Here is a 16,586-nt window from a genome sequence, read left to right as displayed (position 1 = left end):
ACATGGAACGCCTGACGGTCGTCCTTGAGGCGAACATCAAGAAGTATGAGAAGGAGATGGCCCGGACCCGTCAGGTAACGGATTCGGCCATGAAGTCAGTCGAGCGAAGCGCATCGGCATCCATGCGCCGTCTCGATGGCATTATCGGCGGCGGCGCGGCCCGTCTTAAGGCGGGCTTTGCGGGTATTCTTGCCGGCGTTTCCGTGCGCGAGATCGCACAACTTGCGGACTCCTACACGCGTGTGCAGAACGCCCTCAAAGTCACAGGCCTCGAAGGCGAAAAGCTCAAGAGCACATACGACGCGATCTATGCCATTTCGCAGCGTCAGTCGGCGCCCCTGGAGGCGATGGCGACGCTCTACGGGCGGGTAAGCGCCGCTCAGAAAGACTTGAACGCCACCGGCCCCGAAATTCTTCGCGTGACCGAAGGCGTCGGCATGGCACTGCGGATCTCCGGTACCTCCGCACAAGAAGCCTCCGGCGCGCTGCTGCAACTCTCGCAGGCCCTAAGTGGCGGCAAGGTACAGGCCGAGGAGTACAACAGTCTCATAGACGGCGCGCGCCCGGTTCTGGAAGCTGTTGCCGCGGGCATGGTTGAGGCGGGCGGGTCAGTTTCGAAGCTCACCGCGCTTGTGAAGGACGGCAAGGTTTCATCCGAGGCTTTCTTTCGAGCCTTCCTGGCCGGGATGCCTGTAATCGAGGCAAAGTCAGCCTCCGCAAGTGCGACGATGTCGCAAGGCATGGGCAAGACCCGCGACGCCCTGGTCAACCTGATCGGTAAGTTGGACGAAGCGACAGGAGCATCAAAGAACGCTGGCGAATCCTTCAGCGGAGTCGCGGAAGCGATTGCGTCTATCGCCGACAAAGTCCCGGGCGCTATGGAGGCATTAAACAGCCTCTCCACCAAGATGACCGAGATCGGCAACAATTCGGTCTGGCGTAAGATTTACAACGGACTGGATGCTGTCGGACTTGCCGGCATGAATGGCGTCACCGACATCAAGGTCGACGCTGCTGCTCGTACCAGCCAGGCTGCAGTGGACGACCAGCGCGGCGTTCAGCGGTTCTTTCCAAAGATCGATCCGGTCAAGAATGCGGACTTCAAGCTCCCCGGTGACAAGAGCGGAGGCGGCAAATCATCTAGCCAGCGCGAGAACGAATACCAGCGCGAAATAGAACAGATTGGCGAACGCACACGGGCACTTGAAGCCGAGCGTGCGACGGTTGGAAAATCTGCCGGCGACGTCGCAAAGGCAGAAGCTTCGTTCCGACTCCTCGAGGCGGCGAAGAAGGCCAACGTCAATCTTACGCCGCAGATGCTCTCCGATATCGACGCCATGGCGACGAAGTACGGCGAAGCAACGCAGGCGATCGAAGATGCCAGGGACGCGCAAGAACAAGTCGCGGGCGCAATCCAAGATCTCGGGACCACATTGTCAGGCGCCTTCACCGACGCGATTGTCGAGGGTGAGAAACTGGACGAGGTTGGTCGAAGACTTTTGAAGACTTTCGCATCTAAGGGGATCGAGAGCGTTTTCTCCAATCTGTTCAGTACCGGGACGGGCGGCGCAGGCGGTGGCGGAATCGGCAACCTGCTAAGCAGCCTGTTCGCCCCCGGCAAGGCTTCGGGCGGGCCGGTCAAAGCAGGTCAGCCCTACACCGTGGGCGAGAGCGGCCGCGAGACCTTCGTTCCGACATCACCCGGCCGGATTATTCCACACGGCCGGGGCGGTGGCTCTCCGGTGCAAGTCAACGTCATCAACGAGGCCGGCGTCGAGACACAGACGCAGCGGCGATCCGACGGCGGCGTCGACGTCATTATCCCCATGCTTGAGGGCGCGCTCGGCGACCGCGCAAGCCGCGGGCACGGGGCGCTGTACAAGGCCTCAACGGCGCGTGCCGGTGGGCGAGCATTGAGGGGTTAGAATGGCACTTCCAGTCTGGCCCGCTGGGCTCAACTACAAGCCGCTTTCGGGAAGCTTTCGCGTTGCGGAGGCGACCCGTCCGCCTGTGTGGACCGAGTTCGAAGACGGTCCGCCTTTGGCTCGCCGCTCCGGCATTGGCAACCGCTCCAAGCTGGCATACCAAATCCGTTTCCGAACGCCTGCTGAATTCAACACTTTCCGCCAATTCCACAAGACAACGCTCGCCGATGGCTCGGCGCGCTTCACGATGCCGGTCTATACGCCGGCCGGCGGATGCTACCCAACCCGCGAAGTCATGTTCGAGAACGGGACGTATACCGCCGAAAAGCTAGGCGCTGGTTTCGTGATCTCTTTCAGCCTCCTCGTTTTCGATTGGTGATTCCATGTCTTTGACCGACGCCGCAATCGAGGCCTATGCCGATCCCGATATCGAGGACGATATCCTCGACACGCTGGAACTTGACCACGCCACGTTCGCGACACCTATCCGCATTGTCACCAATGCCGACGCGGATATGACTCTGCCGCTTGGCGGTGGCGGCGGAAATGCGCTTTTCCAAGCGCTCGGCGTGTCGCTGACGCTGATGGGGTTCGACGACGACGGCCAAACAACCGGCCAGCTTCGAATTGAGAATATTTCGTCGAAGCTGCCTCCCTATCTCTATGAAGCCATCAACGCCGGGACACCGCTTACCGTCAAATATCGCGGCTATGTCGCGAGCGATCTATCGGCGCCGGGCGAGGTCCGGGGCGGCATGCTTCTGACGAAAGTGTCACTCACGCCGACCGCTGCGGTTGGCACGCTTGAGCCGTCTTCCAAGCACGATACGCAGGCATTCCCGCGCCTGACTTATTCCATGGACAAGTACAAGGCGCTTCACGGTGCATGACCTTCATAGCTACGTCGCGGAACTCCTGAACAAACCTTGGGAGCGCCGCGGCCTGCATTGTTGGGCGCTTGTCCGGCAGGTCCAGAGCGATCTATTCAGCCGCGACGTCCCCATCGGCCCGGTCGGCGTGCCGACCCGCGAAACTCGCGCTGCCATGATGTCGGCTGATGCCGCCTCTCACGGGTGGCAAGAAACTGACGTCCCACAGCATGGCGCGATCGTGCGCATGTCTCGGCAAGGCGGCAACCCGTCCCATCTCGAACACGCCGGCGTTTATCTCGCGGTCCAAGGCGGTCGAGTGCTCCATACCGACGAACCGCACGGCGTCGTCCTCGATCGCCTGATCGAGCTTGAAAGAGTCCGCGGCTGGGTGCCGCGCTGGTTCATTCCTCTGACTGATTGATCACATGACCCTGCTTGTCTATCGCAATGACGTTGGTGAAGACCTACGGCAGCCGGAGACCCTTGCGCCCCGTCGTCGCCGTCTCTCGACGATTGCCGCGCGCCGTCAAAAGGGGCGGCCGTGCATTGTGTCGGTCCATCGCGAGGGCGATGAGTTGTTCCCGTCCAACGCCACCGTGCGCCTTCGCAAGCAATGGAAGGACACGCTAGTAGGGCCGCGCGATACGGTCATCATCACATATCTGCCGCTCGGCGGAGCGATGGGCGGGAAGGGCGGCGGGGGAGGCGGCAAGGCCATCGGGGCCGCCGTGGCTATGATTGCCCTCGCAGTTGCGGCGCCCTATCTCATTGGTGCGCTGGCCCCCATGGTAGGGATGGGCGGCGTTCTCGGAACGACCGCCGGTCTGACGATAGCTGGTAAGGTGGTGGCGGCCGGTCTCGTCGCCGGCGTCGGTTACTTCCTGTCGAAGGCCACGCAAGCCAAGGCCAACACACCGACCGACAGCAAGAAGCTCTTCGGCGTTTCAGGTGGCGGCAATCTTCCTCGGCGCGGCGACCGCATTCCGGTCAATTACGGGCGCATGTGGTCGCAACCGGACCTCTCGCAGCCGGATTATTTCATCTACGACGGCGACGACCAGATCTTATTCAAGCGTCTGACGGTCGGTGCGGGTAAATATCAGACTCATTCCATCCGGGTCGGCCAGGCACCGTTCTGGAGCGAAGGGCATGGGCTCCACGCGCCTTTCACGGGCGCTCAGGTGGAATTCATCACCCCCGGCCAGCCATCAGCCTTGGTGCCCGGCGCGGTGGTCTCCTCTGACAACGTTAGCGGCACGGAACTCCCGCGGCCGGAGGACCCGGTCAATGTCGCCGGACCGTTCCCTGTTACGGACGCAGGCGTTCAGACAAGCAAGATCCAGCTCGACTTTTCCTTGCCGCAAGGCGTCTATTCCACACGCGAGAAGTCGTCAGGGCAATTGCCCGCGACGTGGAGCGCAAAATGGGAATACGCGCCGATTGACGAAGACGGCAACCCGACCGGCCCCTGGCAGGCGCTCCACATCGAGCAACACCAGGCGTCCAACACGCCGATGTCAACGGACCCTCTGCGTTATACCGTCTTCAAGACGGTACCCATGGGCCGCTACTCCGTTCGCGCACAAAACACGCAGCCGAAGGACAGCGGCATTCCTGGCGTCGAAACCGTCAACACAATCATGTGGGACGGCCTGCGGGCGCATCTCTTCAATGAGCCGACCCGGCCGGACGTCACCGAGATCGCAATCCGCGTGTCCGCGGAGGCGCTCGGCAATTCGATGACGTTCTCGGACGTGTGGGTTGAAACGACTTCGATCCTTCCGGTTCGTGTCGGCAATTCTTTCGTCATGCAGCCAACCCGCAAGGCGGTGTGGTGTGCGCTCGACGTTCTCCGGAACACAGTCTACGGTGGCGGCTACGCCACGCAAACTATCGACCTCGCCACTTTCGAGCACTATGACACGACGCTGACGGAGCAAGATACGTTCGACGGCGCCATCCGTGGCCCGGTCTCTGTCTTCGAAGCGGCCTCGACTGTGCTCGGCGTCATCCGGGCGGAGCCGACGCTGATCGGCGACACGTGGTCGATGACTCGCGACGAGCCCCGTCAATTCGGCGGTCACGTCATCACGCGCAGGCAGATCGTCAAGGATACGTCGGGCGTCGACTTCGACCTCGACATGTCCAACGGTGATTCCGACGTCATCGGCGAATACAATGTCGACGGGGATCCGAACCGCCGGGCAGAGGTTCGCGCCACTATCGGCGCGGTGACGAACACCCCTGTGCGGATGCAGTTCTTTGGCGTCTCCGACCACAAGCACGCTTACCGCCTCGCGCAATGGTATGCAGCCTCCGCCTTCTACCGACGTGAAAGTCGCTCCTTCACGACGGAAAGGTTCGGAAGGATCTTCAACCGCAACGACCCGGCTCGGGTCGAGTCGTGGTTCATTGACCAGACTCAGGCTGCCGGCGTCGAAAACCGCGCAGGCCTTACGCTAACGCTCAAGGAGGACTTCACCCTACCAGCCAGCGCTCACATCGTCATTCGCGATGAGATGGGGCAGGTTTGGGGTCCGGTCGCGGTTTCGGCAGGCGCCGCCGCACGCACAATCATCCTCGATGCCGGCGACGTGCAAACGATTGAGCAGTTTACCGGCCGGACGCTGGCGAGCCTGTTCGTGAAGGATCGCCGCCGGCTACCGGTGACGGTGCTTATAGGCACGCTCAGCGAGGTGAATCGCCCCTATATTATCCGCTCTGCTAAACCGGATGGGGCGGACCGCGCGCAAGTCGTTGCGGTCTACGACGCGCCGGAAGTTTGGACGGTTCTAGGCGAGCAAGTTCCGCCAGCTCCGCCGATCAAGCAGGTCCTCCTCGACGAGGCGGACCTTGCGCCTGTCTTGCCTTATGTGCGTGCACAGGTCGTGCAGAAGAGCACTTCGCTTGTCCTTGATTGGACGGTCGGACGCGCTCGAGGTTGTAATCTGTACCGCGTCTGGATGGCCTATGGCACAGACGGACCTTGGGTGCGGATCCACAACGGAGCCGCCACTGAAGGCAGCAAGACGGTCAAGTTCAAAGAGGGTGACAATTCCACCCTTCGGATTCGCGCTCAGGCGATCAACACGAAAGGCGTTCCGTCTGAGTATCAATTGACATCGGCGACGCTCTTCAAGCCTTTGATCAGTGATGTCTTCGCTGATTTGCTGATCGAGCTGGAGAACCTTGCGGCGCAAGTCAAAAAGGATATCGCCAGCATTGCAAAGCTTGGCGACGAGACAATCCGTGGCAACCTCAAGAAGCTGCAGGACAAGGTCGACGAACTGGCGAACGCTGCCGCCACCGAGGCGGGAACTTCCTATGAGGCGCGGAACCTCATCAAGGTTGCTATCGGCAATGCGATGGCGGCAATCCAAGAGGAAACCAGAGTTCGCGTCAACGAGGACGAGGCGCTAGCCCAGCAGATCACGACGCTACTCACTCGTATGGGAAGCGCCGAGGCGGCGATCACGCAGGAAACAACGGCTCGTTCTACGGCCGATAGTGCATTAGCTCAGGATATCTTGACGATGAGCGCCACTCTCGGAACCGAGAGTGCGCGGTTGACGCAAGAAATCACTGCCCGAGTCAACGGCGACGGGGCGCTTGCGTCTTCTATCGGCGTCTTGCAGACGACCGTTGGTGGGCACACTGCAACGCTCACAACCTATGGCGCATCGATTGACGGCATTGCGGTCAAATGGGGCGTCACTGGAACGATCGACGGCGTGACGGGCGGCTTCACGATTGAGGGTGTCCAGCAGACCGGCGGCGGTGCGATCTTCACAATGAGGATGCGCGGAAGCCTCATCGTCGACGATACGATTACCGCGGCGAAGCTCATCAAGACAGCGGCGCTTCTCACAAACTCGGCTCAGATTGGCACCGCCCTTATCGAGGGTGCCCACATCAAGAACCTGACCGTTGACAATCTCAACATTGCGAACGGTGCGGTGTCGAACTCAGTGAGGTCCACATCGAGCGGAAAGGAAACGAGCGTTACCATCTTCGCCCGAGCCAACTCAAAGGTTCTAGTAGAGGGTGTATTCAACGGGAACCCCGCGACGCAATATAACCAGAACGGAACCATATTCGCGGGACTAGTCCAGATCCTGAAGGACGGCACCCCGGTCGAGGATGTTTGGACGTCATACGGCTTAGACAGCAACGCGGGGCTGCCTACCTTCGTCTGGTTTCTCCCTACACCTATCACCTTTCTGGATACTTCAGCCGCCGCCGGAAGCCGAACTTACACGCTCAAGACCACTCACAACCAAACGGCGGGCGGCGTGATGCTCAAGGTGACGGAGCTTTCAAAATGACAAGTCCTAAAGATCCTGCGAAGTTCACCGGCCCGGTCAATACCGATCGGGCCGGTAACAATCTTAATTGGTTTGTTACGACACCGTTTGTCCGGTTCAATCCTCTTACCGGTGAAATCCTCGAAGCGGGTGAGATGTCGTTCGCAGGGATCAACCATCTTGAGCAGGCGGGAGCGGGCCGCTATCTGAAAGAACGCGGCCACTTCGACACGCATTTCGTCGACGTAGAGTCGCTGGCGGTTGTCGAGAAGGCGCCCTGTCCAGCGTCTTTGGATGGCGTAGTTCTTCGGAACTTGCCGCGCCCCTGTCGGATCGAAATCTCGAACCCGGTTGGGGCTCCGACCGTGTACGAAGAAAACGCCAAGTCCGTCGAACTCGCTTTCGACCATGCTGGATCCTACCAAGTGCGCGTTCTCTCCGTCCCCCACCTCCCCGGCGAATTCGAGGTTGTGGTCGCATGAAGAAGCTCCGCCACAACACCGACTATCGACTTCACCGCGCGCTTGGGTACGAACGCCCCGGAGACGCGCTTGACGCCATCCAAAAGGGCTTCCGGGCCATCATGGACGGCAAGCCAATTCCGGCAGAGACACGCGCATGGGTTGAGGCCTGCGAGGCCGTCAAGGCCCGCTTTAAGAAGCCCTAACGACAACACCAAATCTGAGGCAACAATGGCCGATCCAAATACTGTCGCCGTCACGGCGGGCAGCTCTCTAGTCGTGGGCGAATTGACTCAGTTCGTCGCAGCAGAGGGCGATCTGTTCCTGCTCAACGGGCTCGCTGTGGAGATTGCAGCGCAGATCTCGACTTCGCAGCTTCAGTTGCGGGAACCGTGGCCGGGTGCGACCGGCACCAATCTCGCGGGATGGGCAATCTCCAAAACCGGCGACTACTGGAATTCTCCCGTCACCACGAACACACTGATCACCGACTTGATCCGCAAGATTGACGGCGGCCTGCCGTTGAAGCCGGACGCCGCGGGCACACTTGCGCAGCGCGATCAGTACAACACCCAATTGGCAGGCTTTCTATACCTGCGAACCGACGTAAACCCGTTCTTGCTCTATGTGAAGACTGGACCAGGGGCAGGCGACTGGTCGATTGGTCAGAGGCTACAGGCCGACCAGGCCGCCAGCACCCAAGAGGCGATTGCAGCAGCCGCCGCCGCTGCGGCGTCAGCAACGTCAGCGTCTGCCAACGCCGGGACGGCCACGACGAAGGCGGGCGAGGCTTCGGCCTCTGCGGCATCGGCGGCAGGCTCCGCCAGCACGGCGACGACCAAGGCGGGAGAGGCGAGCGCTTCACAGACAGCTGCGGCGGGCTCTGCCTCTGCGGCGGCCGGGTCTGCGTCTGCGGCCGCTACGAGCGCATCTTCAGCCGGCACCGCAAAGACGGCAGCCGAAGCGGCGCAGGCCGTCGCCGAAGAGCGCGCAACCTTCGCGCAAGGGCGGGCGAGTGCGGCGGCAACGAGCGCGTCAAATGCGGGGACATCGGCAACGACGGCAGCCAACCGGGCAACCGCCGCGGCAACGTCCGCAACCAACGCCGCAACGTCAGAGGCGGGCGCCGCAGCCTCTCTCGCGAGCTTCAAGAATATCTACTATGGCTCGTACACGACCGAACCTACGACGCGGCCGGACGGCTCCGCGATACAGGACGGCGACACCTACTATCAGTCAACTGGATCGGTTGGGCTGAAAATCAGGGTTTCAGGAGCTTGGTCGGCCGCAGCGATCGACGCGAGCGGCGCCCTCATCAGGACCAACAATCTATCCGACCTTCCGAACAAGGCTGCCGCGCGCAGCAATCTGTTTGAAAGCAAGACGCCTTGGGACACCGGGAACCTAAATCCGTTCCTGACCGTCACCGTGACATCTTCGGCTACCGTCACCGGTGCCGACAATGGCAAGTTGTTTTTGTGTACGATCCCAGGTGCGTCACTGACGTTTCCGGCGATGTCTGCCGCACCAGCCGGCTTCAGCTTTGTTGTCGTAAATGACTCACTTGGCAGCATCAGCCTCTCACCGGGCACATCATCGACACCCCCGTTCGCGTCTCTTTTCGCAAAGCAGGCCTGTCGCTTCGTTAGTCTTGGCTCTTCTTGGACCGCGGTATGGTTGGACCGAGAGCCTGTTATTCTTTCTGCCCTCGCGACGAACGTTGCCACCGTCGAACTCACCTTGCCCGCCGGATACACTCGCTTTGCGCTCGATCTTCAGACCATACAGTCCGCATCTACCGCCGGTGTGAATCTGGTCGGACAGATATCTTACGACGGCACGACGTACATCACGGCGGCGACACATCTCAACACCCTGATTTTCGCCAACGGGTCCGCAAATCCGACCACGCTCACACAGACGGCGGCGACCTTCGCGTTCCTGTCGGGCATGTCTTACACCTCGGACTCAACGATCGGCTTTAGCGCCCGCGCGACTATCTTCCCTGGGCTCGACACAACCCGGCCGCAGATCATGAGCGAATCCTGGGGCTACTCAGATGCGACAACGACCACTCGTGTGTTGGAATTGATGTCGCTGTTTCCATCGAGCGCAGTCAATTCAAATCGGGCGCAGAAACTTCGCATGTTCGTCGACACGGGCGTGAATATCAAATCGACGCGCTATTCATTGAGAGGGCTCGTGTGATGACGATGACACCGCAGATCGTGACTGATGGCGTTCTTAGGGACGCAACTCCGGAGTTGCTTGCGGAACTCGCAGCTTCCATAGCAGCGGCCCCGCCGCTTGTCTTCCCGAGGATCACATACAAGGGCGACATCTTCCGGCGCCTGACAGACGCTGAGTTCCCAATCTACGAAGCCATTCGTGCCCAGTTTCCTCCGCGATTGGCGGCCCTATTCGACAGCGCCGCCTATATCTCCGATCAGGACGACTTCTATCCTGATCTTGTGGCGGCGTGCGAACAGGCGTTCGGACAAGAGCGCGCCGCTGAAGTTCTTGAGCCGTCCTCGGGAGGCGAGGCATGATCAATCGCGCAGTGTTCTTTGGATCTGTGCGGTCACCGCTCTTTGGTGGCCGACTTACAGACGAGCAAGTGAGGGGAGTGTCGACGCTCCTCGACGCATGGGAGCGGTTGGCACCAACCGGCAAAGACGAGCACCTTGCTTATATCCTTGCTGGTGTCTTTCACGAGACGGGCCGGCGGATGGTCCCCGTGCGTGAAGGATTTGCCAGGACTGACGCGGCGGCGCGCTCTACCGTTGCTGCTCTCTACAAGGCAAAGAAGATCAGCACGAACTATGCTCTGCCGGTCAACGGTGTTTCCTACTACGGTCGTGGGCGCATTCAGAACACCTGGGAGAGAAACTACCGGCGACTCCAAGAGCGATTTTCACGACCATTCGTAAAGCAGCCTGACTTGCTCCTCGATGACGCGATCGACGCAGAGGTGACAATCATTGGGCACCTCGAGGGAATTTGGACCGGGCGGAAGCTTGCTGACTACGACGGGCCGGAGTTCGACGCGGTGAATGCGCGCCGAATTGTCAACGGCACGGACAAAGCGGCAGCCATTGCCGGATACTATCGGAAGTTCCTTGTTGCCATCCTAGCGAGCCAAGCGGCCGCACCTCCAAAACCCGCATCAACCACACCCCTCTCCACCGGACCCGCCTCGAGCGGGTTTTTTGTTACGCTCCTCAAAGGACTCTACGATGCTTTTAGACCTTCTGTTCAAGGTCGCTCCTGACCTTCTAGGAGCCGCTTTCAAGAGTGGTAAGACGAAGGATCTCGTCGAGGTTAGCGCGAAAGTTGCGCGCGAGGCTTTTGGTTCTGATAATCCGCAGGCCATCGAGGCGGCGATCAATAGCCCTGTTCAGCTCGAGGCTTTCAAGGCTCGCCTCACGGAGGAGAGCGCGCAACTTCAAGCGCAGATCGCCGACATTCAGGACGCTCGACGTCAGACCGTCGAGTTGGCGCAGGCCGGTAGCGCTATGGCTTGGGCGCCGGCTGTTCTTACTGGATTGGTGACGGTCGGCTTTATCGGCCTGACCTATGCGCTGCTGTTCAAGCAAGTCCCGGACTCCAACGTCGCAATGGTTCTGTTCGGTGCGCTGTCGGCGGAGTTCACGCGGGCGATGTCCTACTGGCTCGGCTCGTCTGCCGGCTCGAAGCGCTCCGGTGATGCCGTCCGGGCGATCGCTGAAGCCAAGGCGTCCAAGTAATGCTGGAGTGGTCGAACGTCATATCGCCAGCGACCCTTCTCGCGCTTGGCCTCGCCGCTGTCGGATTCGGCGGATGGATTTTCAAGCTCGGGAGCCAAGCGCGCGACATCCACAATCACGGTGTTGAGCAGCTGCGCATCAAGAAGGAACTCGAGCAGTTCGAGATCGCCGTCAATGCCGCGCACATAGAAATGAAGGCGCTGCATGCCGAGTTTCGCGAAGAGGTCGCCAAGACCTATTCCACGAAACAAGAACTCGCGGACACCGAGCGCAGAACCAATGTCGGCATGGATCGCATCGTCCAGCGGCTCGAACAAATCAGCGGGCGTCTTGAGACGATTGGCGACGCCATCATCAAGACGCTTGCAACACGGTAGGAGAGAAGCCAGGTGCCAACACCTCCGCTTTCAGACGAGATATTGACTGCTGCCGTAGAGGCGCGCGCGGCGCACGCAACGACCGTAGATGCCGCGCAGTCTCTGGGGGTGAGCGAGTCGACGCTGCGCCACCGGCTAGCGCGTGCAGCCGAGCGTGGCCTGATGGGGTACAAGCCTGTGCTTCCGGGCTTTGCGGTTAAGTCCGTGGCCTCGAAAGAGGGCGACGCGTGGATCAAACAGACCAAGGAGCACGGCGACGTCTTTGCTGTCCCGGCCGGTCATTCGGTCAAGGGCGTTTCGGCCCTCGTCGATGCTGACAACCGCGTCATTCAGCAGTGGGTGAAGACGCGCGACGACGGGAAGCAAGACGCAACCCGCGAGGCCATCGAGGCAGCATTCGCGGGATATGCGGGGCGAGCTGTATTGCCGCCGGCGCCGAGCTACACCGACGATGATCTTCTCACGGTCTATCCGATCGTTGATCTGCACCTCGGGCTGTATGCCTGGGGCAGAGAGACCGGCGCGGATTACGATTTGAAGATCGCCGCAGATCTCCTGCGTCGGTCGGTGGCGAATCTCGTGGCGCGCTCAGCCAATTCGCGTACCGCGCTTGTGCTCGATCTAGGCGATTATTTTCACGCGGACGACAGTCGCAACCAGACGAAGCGCAGCGGCAACCCGCTGGACGTGGACTCACGCTATGCCCGCGTCCTGCAGGTCGGCGTTGAACTCGCCGTCGAGTGCATCGAGCTTGCGCTCCAGAAACACGAGCGTGTTACCTATAGAAAGCTCCCTGGAAACCACGACGACGAAACGTCGTTGATGCTCGCCATCGCGCTTGCCGCATGGTTCCGAGACAATCCTCGCGTCACAGTCGACACGGACCCCGGCCGCTTCTTCGTCCACCGGTTCGGCAAGGTCATGATTTCAGCGACGCATGGCGACATGCTGAAGATGGGCGACATGGCCGGGTTCATGGCGGCCAACTGGCCGAAGGATTGGGGCGCGACGGAATTCCGCTACGCCTATACCGGCCACGTGCACCACGACCGCGTGAAGTCCGGCGGCGGTGTTCGGGCCGAGAGTTTCAACACTCTCGCTGCAAAGGACGCTTGGCATGCGGCGAGCGGGTATGTGTCGCCGCGTTCTGCGGTCAGCATCACCATGCATAAAGATCTTGGCGAGGTGGACCGGCTGACGGTCAATCTCCCCCGGCCAGCAAACGACAACATGAAGGAGGCGGCATGAGGCTCGTGCGAAAGCTGATTGTTCTGGAATCGCCCTACGCTGGCGATGTGAGTGCGAACGTCGAATATGCCCGTCGTGCAGTCAAAGACAGCCTGGACCGGGGGGAGGCGCCTTTCGCGTCTCACCTTCTCTACACGCAAGTATTAGACGACAGCCGGCAGGAGGAGCGCGACGCCGGCATGCTGGCGGGGCTCGCTTGGGCGGCTCAGGCAGAGCGGTGTGTCGTCTACGCTGATCGCGGGATCAGCGACGGCATGAAGACAGGAATTGAGTGGGCCTCATCCCGAGGCATCGCAGTTGAATTTAGGAACATCGGTGAATGAGAGCGCACGAAATTGCAGCGAAGGCCGCGGACCTCGTCGGCGGTGACCGCGATAGGCAGCACGGCCAGAAGGCGGACAACTTCAATCGGATTGCCGCCATGTGGAATGCGTATCTCAGCATCCGGCGCGATCAGTCCGCGCCGCTGACGGCGGTCGACGTAGGGCATATGATGGCGGCCATGAAGCTCGCCAGGACGCAGAGCGGCGCGCTGAACCTCGACGACTACGTCGATGCTGCGGGATACATGGCTTGCGCCGGGGAGGTGGCGCAAGCCGCTTGATTCTTCAGAGGATGAAATCCGCCTTCGTCAACGCGGATATGCTTTTCAAGAAGATACTGAAGTCGGCTCGCCCATCTCCGTTCACGTCGCCGTGGACGTAGGCTCCGCCCTTGATCTTCTCGACACGAAGCTCGCCGGGCGCGTTGTGAAAGGGCTGCGCGCCAATGAACTTGAACGCTTGATTGCCCGCGACGTTCGATTTGGCGTCGATGCCGGACACGTCGATCTTGTCTTTCTGTGACCGAACAAAGTCATAGATCGTATCGCGGCCACTGGCGGCGACGGTGCTATCCTTCGTCGTCTTAAAGATGAACGTGTCGGCTCCCTTGCCGCCCGTCAGCACGTCGGCACCGCCTCCGCCCGTTAGCTTGTCGTCGCCCGCAAAACTCTCGAGGCGGTCGTTAACCTTGGTGCCTGTAATGGTGTCGTTGCCCGACAGGGCCTTTTCCCACACGGCCATGTCGTCGGTTTTGCTAGCGGTCGCGGCGGCGGAAGCTATATCCTTATAGTCGATGCTTATATCTGAGATCGTTCCTTGCCCCGTCCGCGTTAGCGACGTTGCAAAGCCGCCGGTAATTTCATCGGTGTAGCCGTAGAAAATCCCGACGTACTTATCGATCGCCATGTTGAAATAGGTGGTTGCCGCCGTGAACGCCTTGAAGCTGTATTGCGACGCATCTTCGATGTACGCGAACGGGCGAAAGATCTCCCTTAGATCAAAGCCGGCATCGTACCGCGACTGGGTTTGTGGATTGAGACGCTGCTCTGGCTTCTGCCAATTGATTACGGCCATGGACTATCTCCCTATCGCGACAGTGCCAGAGTAACATCGGGCCTGTCTAGCTCGGCCAGACACCTTCAGTCGGCCATTTCAGATGTTTCGGCGCCTCGTACTTCGCGGAGCCATGCAGGCAGGGGCGGGCATTCTCCATCCGCGCCCAACACTCCCGGCAAATCAGTCGGCTGGCGAACTCCCCAAACGGCAAATTGCCGAATTCCTCGACCAAAGGGTCTATGGGCCTGACATACAGAAGGCGGCAGTGCGGGCAATACCCCTCGATGTCGGACCATCCCGCGCCTTGTAGGCGCGTCAGTGTCCACGACTCGTCCATGTCCTCTCTCCCGTGAACAAAAAGAGAACATAACGCGGAGTCGGGAGGGAGTCGAATCGCTACTCTTTCTTCAACTTGGAAAGAAGCTCTTCCGTTTTGCAGCGTGCGCGATAGGCCTCATCCAAGATAGACTTGATTCCCGCGTCCTCCTCGTCGTCGTCAAGAAGCAGTTTTTCGAGGCCCCTCTCCAAAGTGACATACGCGGCTAGATGCCGTTCGACGCGGGCGATTTTTGCACTGCGGACGTCAAAACTGAACCGCACGCCGGGGCCGCCCTCCCTTCCTTCGTCGGGCACAAACAAGATACCCCCCGAAACGAGGCATTGCTCAATAGCATCAAGATTAGATTCAGAAGGCGTTCGCCTGCCCTTCTCAAAATCTCGAATCGTACTCTCACTGAGGCCGGCCCTTGTAGCCAACTCGGTTTGAGACCACTCAAGGAGTCCGCGCGCTGCGCGAGATTGTGCCGGTGTTATTGTCATAGTTTCTTATTAGCAAAATAACGATTTTCGTCAACGTGCACGCTTATCATTGACGTTGTGGCGAATCACGATTACCGTTTCCACAGTTAACGAAAATCGTGGAAAGAGACCAATGACGAGCAGAGCCGCCTCTACCCCTTCCGAGCAGGTTGTCACGCTCGGCACGTTGATCGACCTTATCCGCACGGCCAACCGGGCAACGTTCATGCCGGGGCACAACGGGCGGTTCGAAATGAACCTCCTCGACGCTGCGGAGGATCGCGTGAGGAACCCCTGGGCCGGGCAGGGGCGGCCTGCGGTGTTCCGGGAAGCGATCTCCACGCTGTTGGCGTCTGAGCCATCCCTGACGGCCGGGGAAGTAGCGAGACGGCTCGGCTGCTCATACAGCACCGCTAAGCGCGGATGCCGCGCGATAAGATCAAAGTCTTAAGCAATTTATCCTATGCGCCTTGCGCGCGATATTTTAGGTTTCCATCGCTTTTGCGATATCCCGTCCTTTTGCTGATGCGCCGCCCGCCGGATCGAAATTGAAGGCGGCGAACGCAACGTGATATATCCCTACGGTCCGCTCAGAAAGAGCGCGGACCGGGATTTGCAGCCCGACCAATACGCGACGGCAACGGCCCTTCGGCCGGGGCCACGGGACACCCTTGGGTGTGCCGGTGTCGCGTACATCGGTCTGCAAACCTGTGGGAACCCCGGCCACCAGGCCGGGTCATGGGGGACTGCCAAAAATGTTTGAAGCTGCAACGCGGCGCCAAGACGCCGCGACCGAGGACGTGCGCGTAGAACGCCAAGCCTTCACCGACGATTCGCCTGTCACGATGGGTATGCTGCTATCGATCGCGCGTGACGCGCACCGCGCTTTCCATATGCCGGGAGCGCCGCCATCGTTGGCCGGAGCCTACGTCGAAGCGATCGAAGAGCGACTTCGAAATCGGTGGCAGCGCGAGACGTGAACAAAGACCGATTTACGTGCACGGATTTTGCACGGATCTGCACGACTTTTCGCGCTTTGTTCCGCGTGCATGAGCAAAAATTGGCAGCTCAGTTTTGAGCTGCCCTATGATCTAACTAATTGATTTTCAATGAAATTAAATGGTGCTGCCAGAGAGGATTGAACTCTCGACCTCTCCCTTACCAAGGGAGTGCTCTACCACTGAGCTACGGCAGCGCGCTGTTGAAGCGGGCCGGTTAGTGCCACAGGGCGACGGCCGGCGCAAGTTTGAATGTGAAATTTGTTCGGGCGTTTCCGAGAGGCACAAGTGTCGTGCAGGCTAGGGGCCGCGCCCTCAGGCGGCGGCCTCCGCGGCGGCTTTAGGATCGAGGGGGAGTCCCAGGGCATTCCAGACCTCCACGAGCGCCGACACCAGCGCGGCAATATGCGCCTCGGTGTGGAGGGGGGTGGGTGTGATCCGTAACCGCTCCTCGCCGCGGGGGACTGTCGGGTAGTTG

18 protein-coding genes, 1 tRNA gene and 2 pseudogenes are annotated in these 16,586 nt (G+C 60.3%); 16 read left to right on the top strand and 5 right to left on the bottom strand.

Going from position 1 to position 16,586, the window contains the following annotated elements; genetic code table 11:
- Positions 1-2: 2 nt before the first annotated feature.
- From AC1DT3_RS00365 to AC1DT3_RS00295, 15 genes are all read left to right on the top strand, one after another.
- Positions 3-1,925 (top strand): tape measure protein, encoded by a 1,923-nt coding sequence (locus AC1DT3_RS00365; RefSeq protein ID WP_477463229.1) that lies wholly within the window; start codon positions 3-5, stop codon positions 1,923-1,925.
- Position 1,926: 1 nt separating this feature from the next.
- Positions 1,927-2,304, top strand: a complete 378-nt coding sequence (locus AC1DT3_RS00360; RefSeq protein ID WP_477463228.1) for a hypothetical protein — start codon at positions 1,927-1,929, stop codon at positions 2,302-2,304.
- A 4-nt stretch (positions 2,305-2,308) separates the two neighbouring features.
- The gene (locus tag AC1DT3_RS00355) at positions 2,309-2,815 is read left to right on the top strand and encodes a DUF1833 family protein (protein WP_477463227.1); all 507 of its coding nucleotides are present in this window, start codon (positions 2,309-2,311) and stop codon (positions 2,813-2,815) included.
- Entirely contained in the window at positions 2,808-3,218 is a 411-nt protein-coding gene (locus tag AC1DT3_RS00350) for a hypothetical protein (RefSeq protein WP_477463226.1), read from the top strand. Before AC1DT3_RS00355 ends, AC1DT3_RS00350 begins: the two co-directional genes overlap by 8 nt.
- A 4-nt stretch (positions 3,219-3,222) precedes the next feature.
- Positions 3,223-7,122 (top strand): host specificity factor TipJ family phage tail protein, encoded by a 3,900-nt coding sequence (locus tag AC1DT3_RS00345; RefSeq protein ID WP_477463224.1) that lies wholly within the window; start codon positions 3,223-3,225, stop codon positions 7,120-7,122.
- A complete protein-coding gene (locus AC1DT3_RS00340) occupies positions 7,119-7,583 on the top strand; it encodes a hypothetical protein (RefSeq protein ID WP_477463223.1) in 465 nt (154 codons plus the stop codon). The genes AC1DT3_RS00345 and AC1DT3_RS00340 overlap by 4 nt, the downstream gene beginning before the upstream one ends.
- On the top strand, positions 7,580-7,768 hold the full coding sequence (locus tag AC1DT3_RS00335) for a hypothetical protein (protein ID WP_477463222.1): 189 nt from the start codon (positions 7,580-7,582) through the stop codon (positions 7,766-7,768). Before AC1DT3_RS00340 ends, AC1DT3_RS00335 begins: the two co-directional genes overlap by 4 nt.
- A gap of 25 nt (positions 7,769-7,793) precedes the next feature.
- Positions 7,794-9,770: a hypothetical protein gene (locus tag AC1DT3_RS00330; RefSeq protein ID WP_477463221.1), complete on the top strand. Its 1,977-nt coding sequence runs from the start codon at positions 7,794-7,796 to the stop codon at positions 9,768-9,770.
- The gene (locus tag AC1DT3_RS00325; protein ID WP_477463220.1) at positions 9,770-10,111 is read left to right on the top strand and encodes a hypothetical protein; all 342 of its coding nucleotides are present in this window, start codon (positions 9,770-9,772) and stop codon (positions 10,109-10,111) included. The genes AC1DT3_RS00330 and AC1DT3_RS00325 overlap by 1 nt, the downstream gene beginning before the upstream one ends.
- A gap of 77 nt (positions 10,112-10,188) precedes the next feature.
- The gene (locus AC1DT3_RS00320; protein WP_477463219.1) at positions 10,189-10,833 is read left to right on the top strand and encodes a hypothetical protein; all 645 of its coding nucleotides are present in this window, start codon (positions 10,189-10,191) and stop codon (positions 10,831-10,833) included.
- Entirely contained in the window at positions 10,799-11,308 is a 510-nt protein-coding gene (locus AC1DT3_RS00315) for a hypothetical protein (RefSeq protein ID WP_477463218.1), read from the top strand. Before AC1DT3_RS00320 ends, AC1DT3_RS00315 begins: the two co-directional genes overlap by 35 nt.
- A complete protein-coding gene (locus AC1DT3_RS00310; protein ID WP_477463217.1) occupies positions 11,308-11,685 on the top strand; it encodes a hypothetical protein in 378 nt (125 codons plus the stop codon). The genes AC1DT3_RS00315 and AC1DT3_RS00310 overlap by 1 nt, the downstream gene beginning before the upstream one ends.
- A 162-nt stretch (positions 11,686-11,847) precedes the next feature.
- On the top strand, positions 11,848-12,933 hold the full coding sequence (locus AC1DT3_RS00305) for a hypothetical protein (RefSeq protein WP_477463216.1): 1,086 nt from the start codon (positions 11,848-11,850) through the stop codon (positions 12,931-12,933).
- Positions 12,930-13,256, top strand: a complete 327-nt coding sequence (locus AC1DT3_RS00300; RefSeq protein WP_477463215.1) for a DUF7768 domain-containing protein — start codon at positions 12,930-12,932, stop codon at positions 13,254-13,256. Before AC1DT3_RS00305 ends, AC1DT3_RS00300 begins: the two co-directional genes overlap by 4 nt.
- The gene (locus tag AC1DT3_RS00295; protein WP_477463214.1) at positions 13,253-13,537 is read left to right on the top strand and encodes a DUF6378 domain-containing protein; all 285 of its coding nucleotides are present in this window, start codon (positions 13,253-13,255) and stop codon (positions 13,535-13,537) included. The genes AC1DT3_RS00300 and AC1DT3_RS00295 overlap by 4 nt, the downstream gene beginning before the upstream one ends.
- 4 nt (positions 13,538-13,541) lie before the next feature.
- Here AC1DT3_RS00295 and AC1DT3_RS00290 read toward each other — a convergent pair whose 3' ends face one another.
- The 3 genes and pseudogenes from AC1DT3_RS00290 to AC1DT3_RS00280 all read right to left on the bottom strand — a co-directional run.
- Positions 13,542-14,330: a calcium-binding protein gene (locus AC1DT3_RS00290; RefSeq protein WP_477463213.1), complete on the bottom strand. Its 789-nt coding sequence runs from the start codon at positions 14,328-14,330 to the stop codon at positions 13,542-13,544.
- Positions 14,331-14,708: 378 nt separating this feature from the next.
- Positions 14,709-14,951 (bottom strand): hypothetical protein, encoded by a 243-nt coding sequence (locus tag AC1DT3_RS00285; RefSeq protein WP_477463284.1) that lies wholly within the window; start codon positions 14,949-14,951, stop codon positions 14,709-14,711.
- 30 nt (positions 14,952-14,981) lie between these two features.
- A pseudogene (locus AC1DT3_RS00280) lies at positions 14,982-15,131 on the bottom strand (helix-turn-helix domain-containing protein); the annotation flags it as partial.
- Positions 15,132-15,865: 734 nt separating this feature from the next.
- On the opposite strand from AC1DT3_RS00280, the gene AC1DT3_RS00275 reads away from it, so the two are divergent.
- Positions 15,866-16,090, top strand: coding sequence for a hypothetical protein (locus AC1DT3_RS00275; RefSeq protein WP_477463212.1), 225 nt, complete (start codon positions 15,866-15,868; stop codon positions 16,088-16,090).
- Between the two features lie 140 nt (positions 16,091-16,230).
- Here AC1DT3_RS00275 and AC1DT3_RS00270 read toward each other — a convergent pair.
- Together AC1DT3_RS00270 and AC1DT3_RS00265 are read right to left on the bottom strand one after the other, a co-directional pair.
- Positions 16,231-16,305 (bottom strand) — tRNA-Thr (locus AC1DT3_RS00270).
- A 118-nt stretch (positions 16,306-16,423) separates the two neighbouring features.
- A pseudogene (locus AC1DT3_RS00265) lies at positions 16,424-16,586 on the bottom strand (5-aminolevulinate synthase); the annotation flags it as partial.

It is taken from the genome of Microvirga sp. P4_G7 (genome assembly GCF_056401005.1).
This window is presented reverse-complemented; position numbering and strand designations above follow the sequence as displayed.

Coding starts and splice junctions, on each gene's coding strand:
- AC1DT3_RS00365 (WP_477463229.1), top strand. CDS start 3: ATGGAACGCCTGACGGTCGTCCTTGAGGCGAACATCAAGAAGTATGAG.
- AC1DT3_RS00360 (WP_477463228.1), top strand. CDS start 1,927: ATGGCACTTCCAGTCTGGCCCGCTGGGCTCAACTACAAGCCGCTTTCG.
- AC1DT3_RS00355 (WP_477463227.1), top strand. CDS start 2,309: ATGTCTTTGACCGACGCCGCAATCGAGGCCTATGCCGATCCCGATATC.
- AC1DT3_RS00345 (WP_477463224.1), top strand. CDS start 3,223: ATGACCCTGCTTGTCTATCGCAATGACGTTGGTGAAGACCTACGGCAG.
- AC1DT3_RS00340 (WP_477463223.1), top strand. CDS start 7,119: ATGACAAGTCCTAAAGATCCTGCGAAGTTCACCGGCCCGGTCAATACC.
- AC1DT3_RS00335 (WP_477463222.1), top strand. CDS start 7,580: ATGAAGAAGCTCCGCCACAACACCGACTATCGACTTCACCGCGCGCTT.
- AC1DT3_RS00330 (WP_477463221.1), top strand. CDS start 7,794: ATGGCCGATCCAAATACTGTCGCCGTCACGGCGGGCAGCTCTCTAGTC.
- AC1DT3_RS00325 (WP_477463220.1), top strand. CDS start 9,770: ATGACGATGACACCGCAGATCGTGACTGATGGCGTTCTTAGGGACGCA.
- AC1DT3_RS00315 (WP_477463218.1), top strand. CDS start 10,799: ATGCTTTTAGACCTTCTGTTCAAGGTCGCTCCTGACCTTCTAGGAGCC.
- AC1DT3_RS00310 (WP_477463217.1), top strand. CDS start 11,308: ATGCTGGAGTGGTCGAACGTCATATCGCCAGCGACCCTTCTCGCGCTT.
- AC1DT3_RS00305 (WP_477463216.1), top strand. CDS start 11,848: ATGGGGTACAAGCCTGTGCTTCCGGGCTTTGCGGTTAAGTCCGTGGCC.
- AC1DT3_RS00300 (WP_477463215.1), top strand. CDS start 12,930: ATGAGGCTCGTGCGAAAGCTGATTGTTCTGGAATCGCCCTACGCTGGC.
- AC1DT3_RS00295 (WP_477463214.1), top strand. CDS start 13,253: ATGAGAGCGCACGAAATTGCAGCGAAGGCCGCGGACCTCGTCGGCGGT.
- AC1DT3_RS00290 (WP_477463213.1), bottom strand. CDS start 14,330: ATGGCCGTAATCAATTGGCAGAAGCCAGAGCAGCGTCTCAATCCACAA.
- AC1DT3_RS00275 (WP_477463212.1), top strand. CDS start 15,866: ATGTTTGAAGCTGCAACGCGGCGCCAAGACGCCGCGACCGAGGACGTG.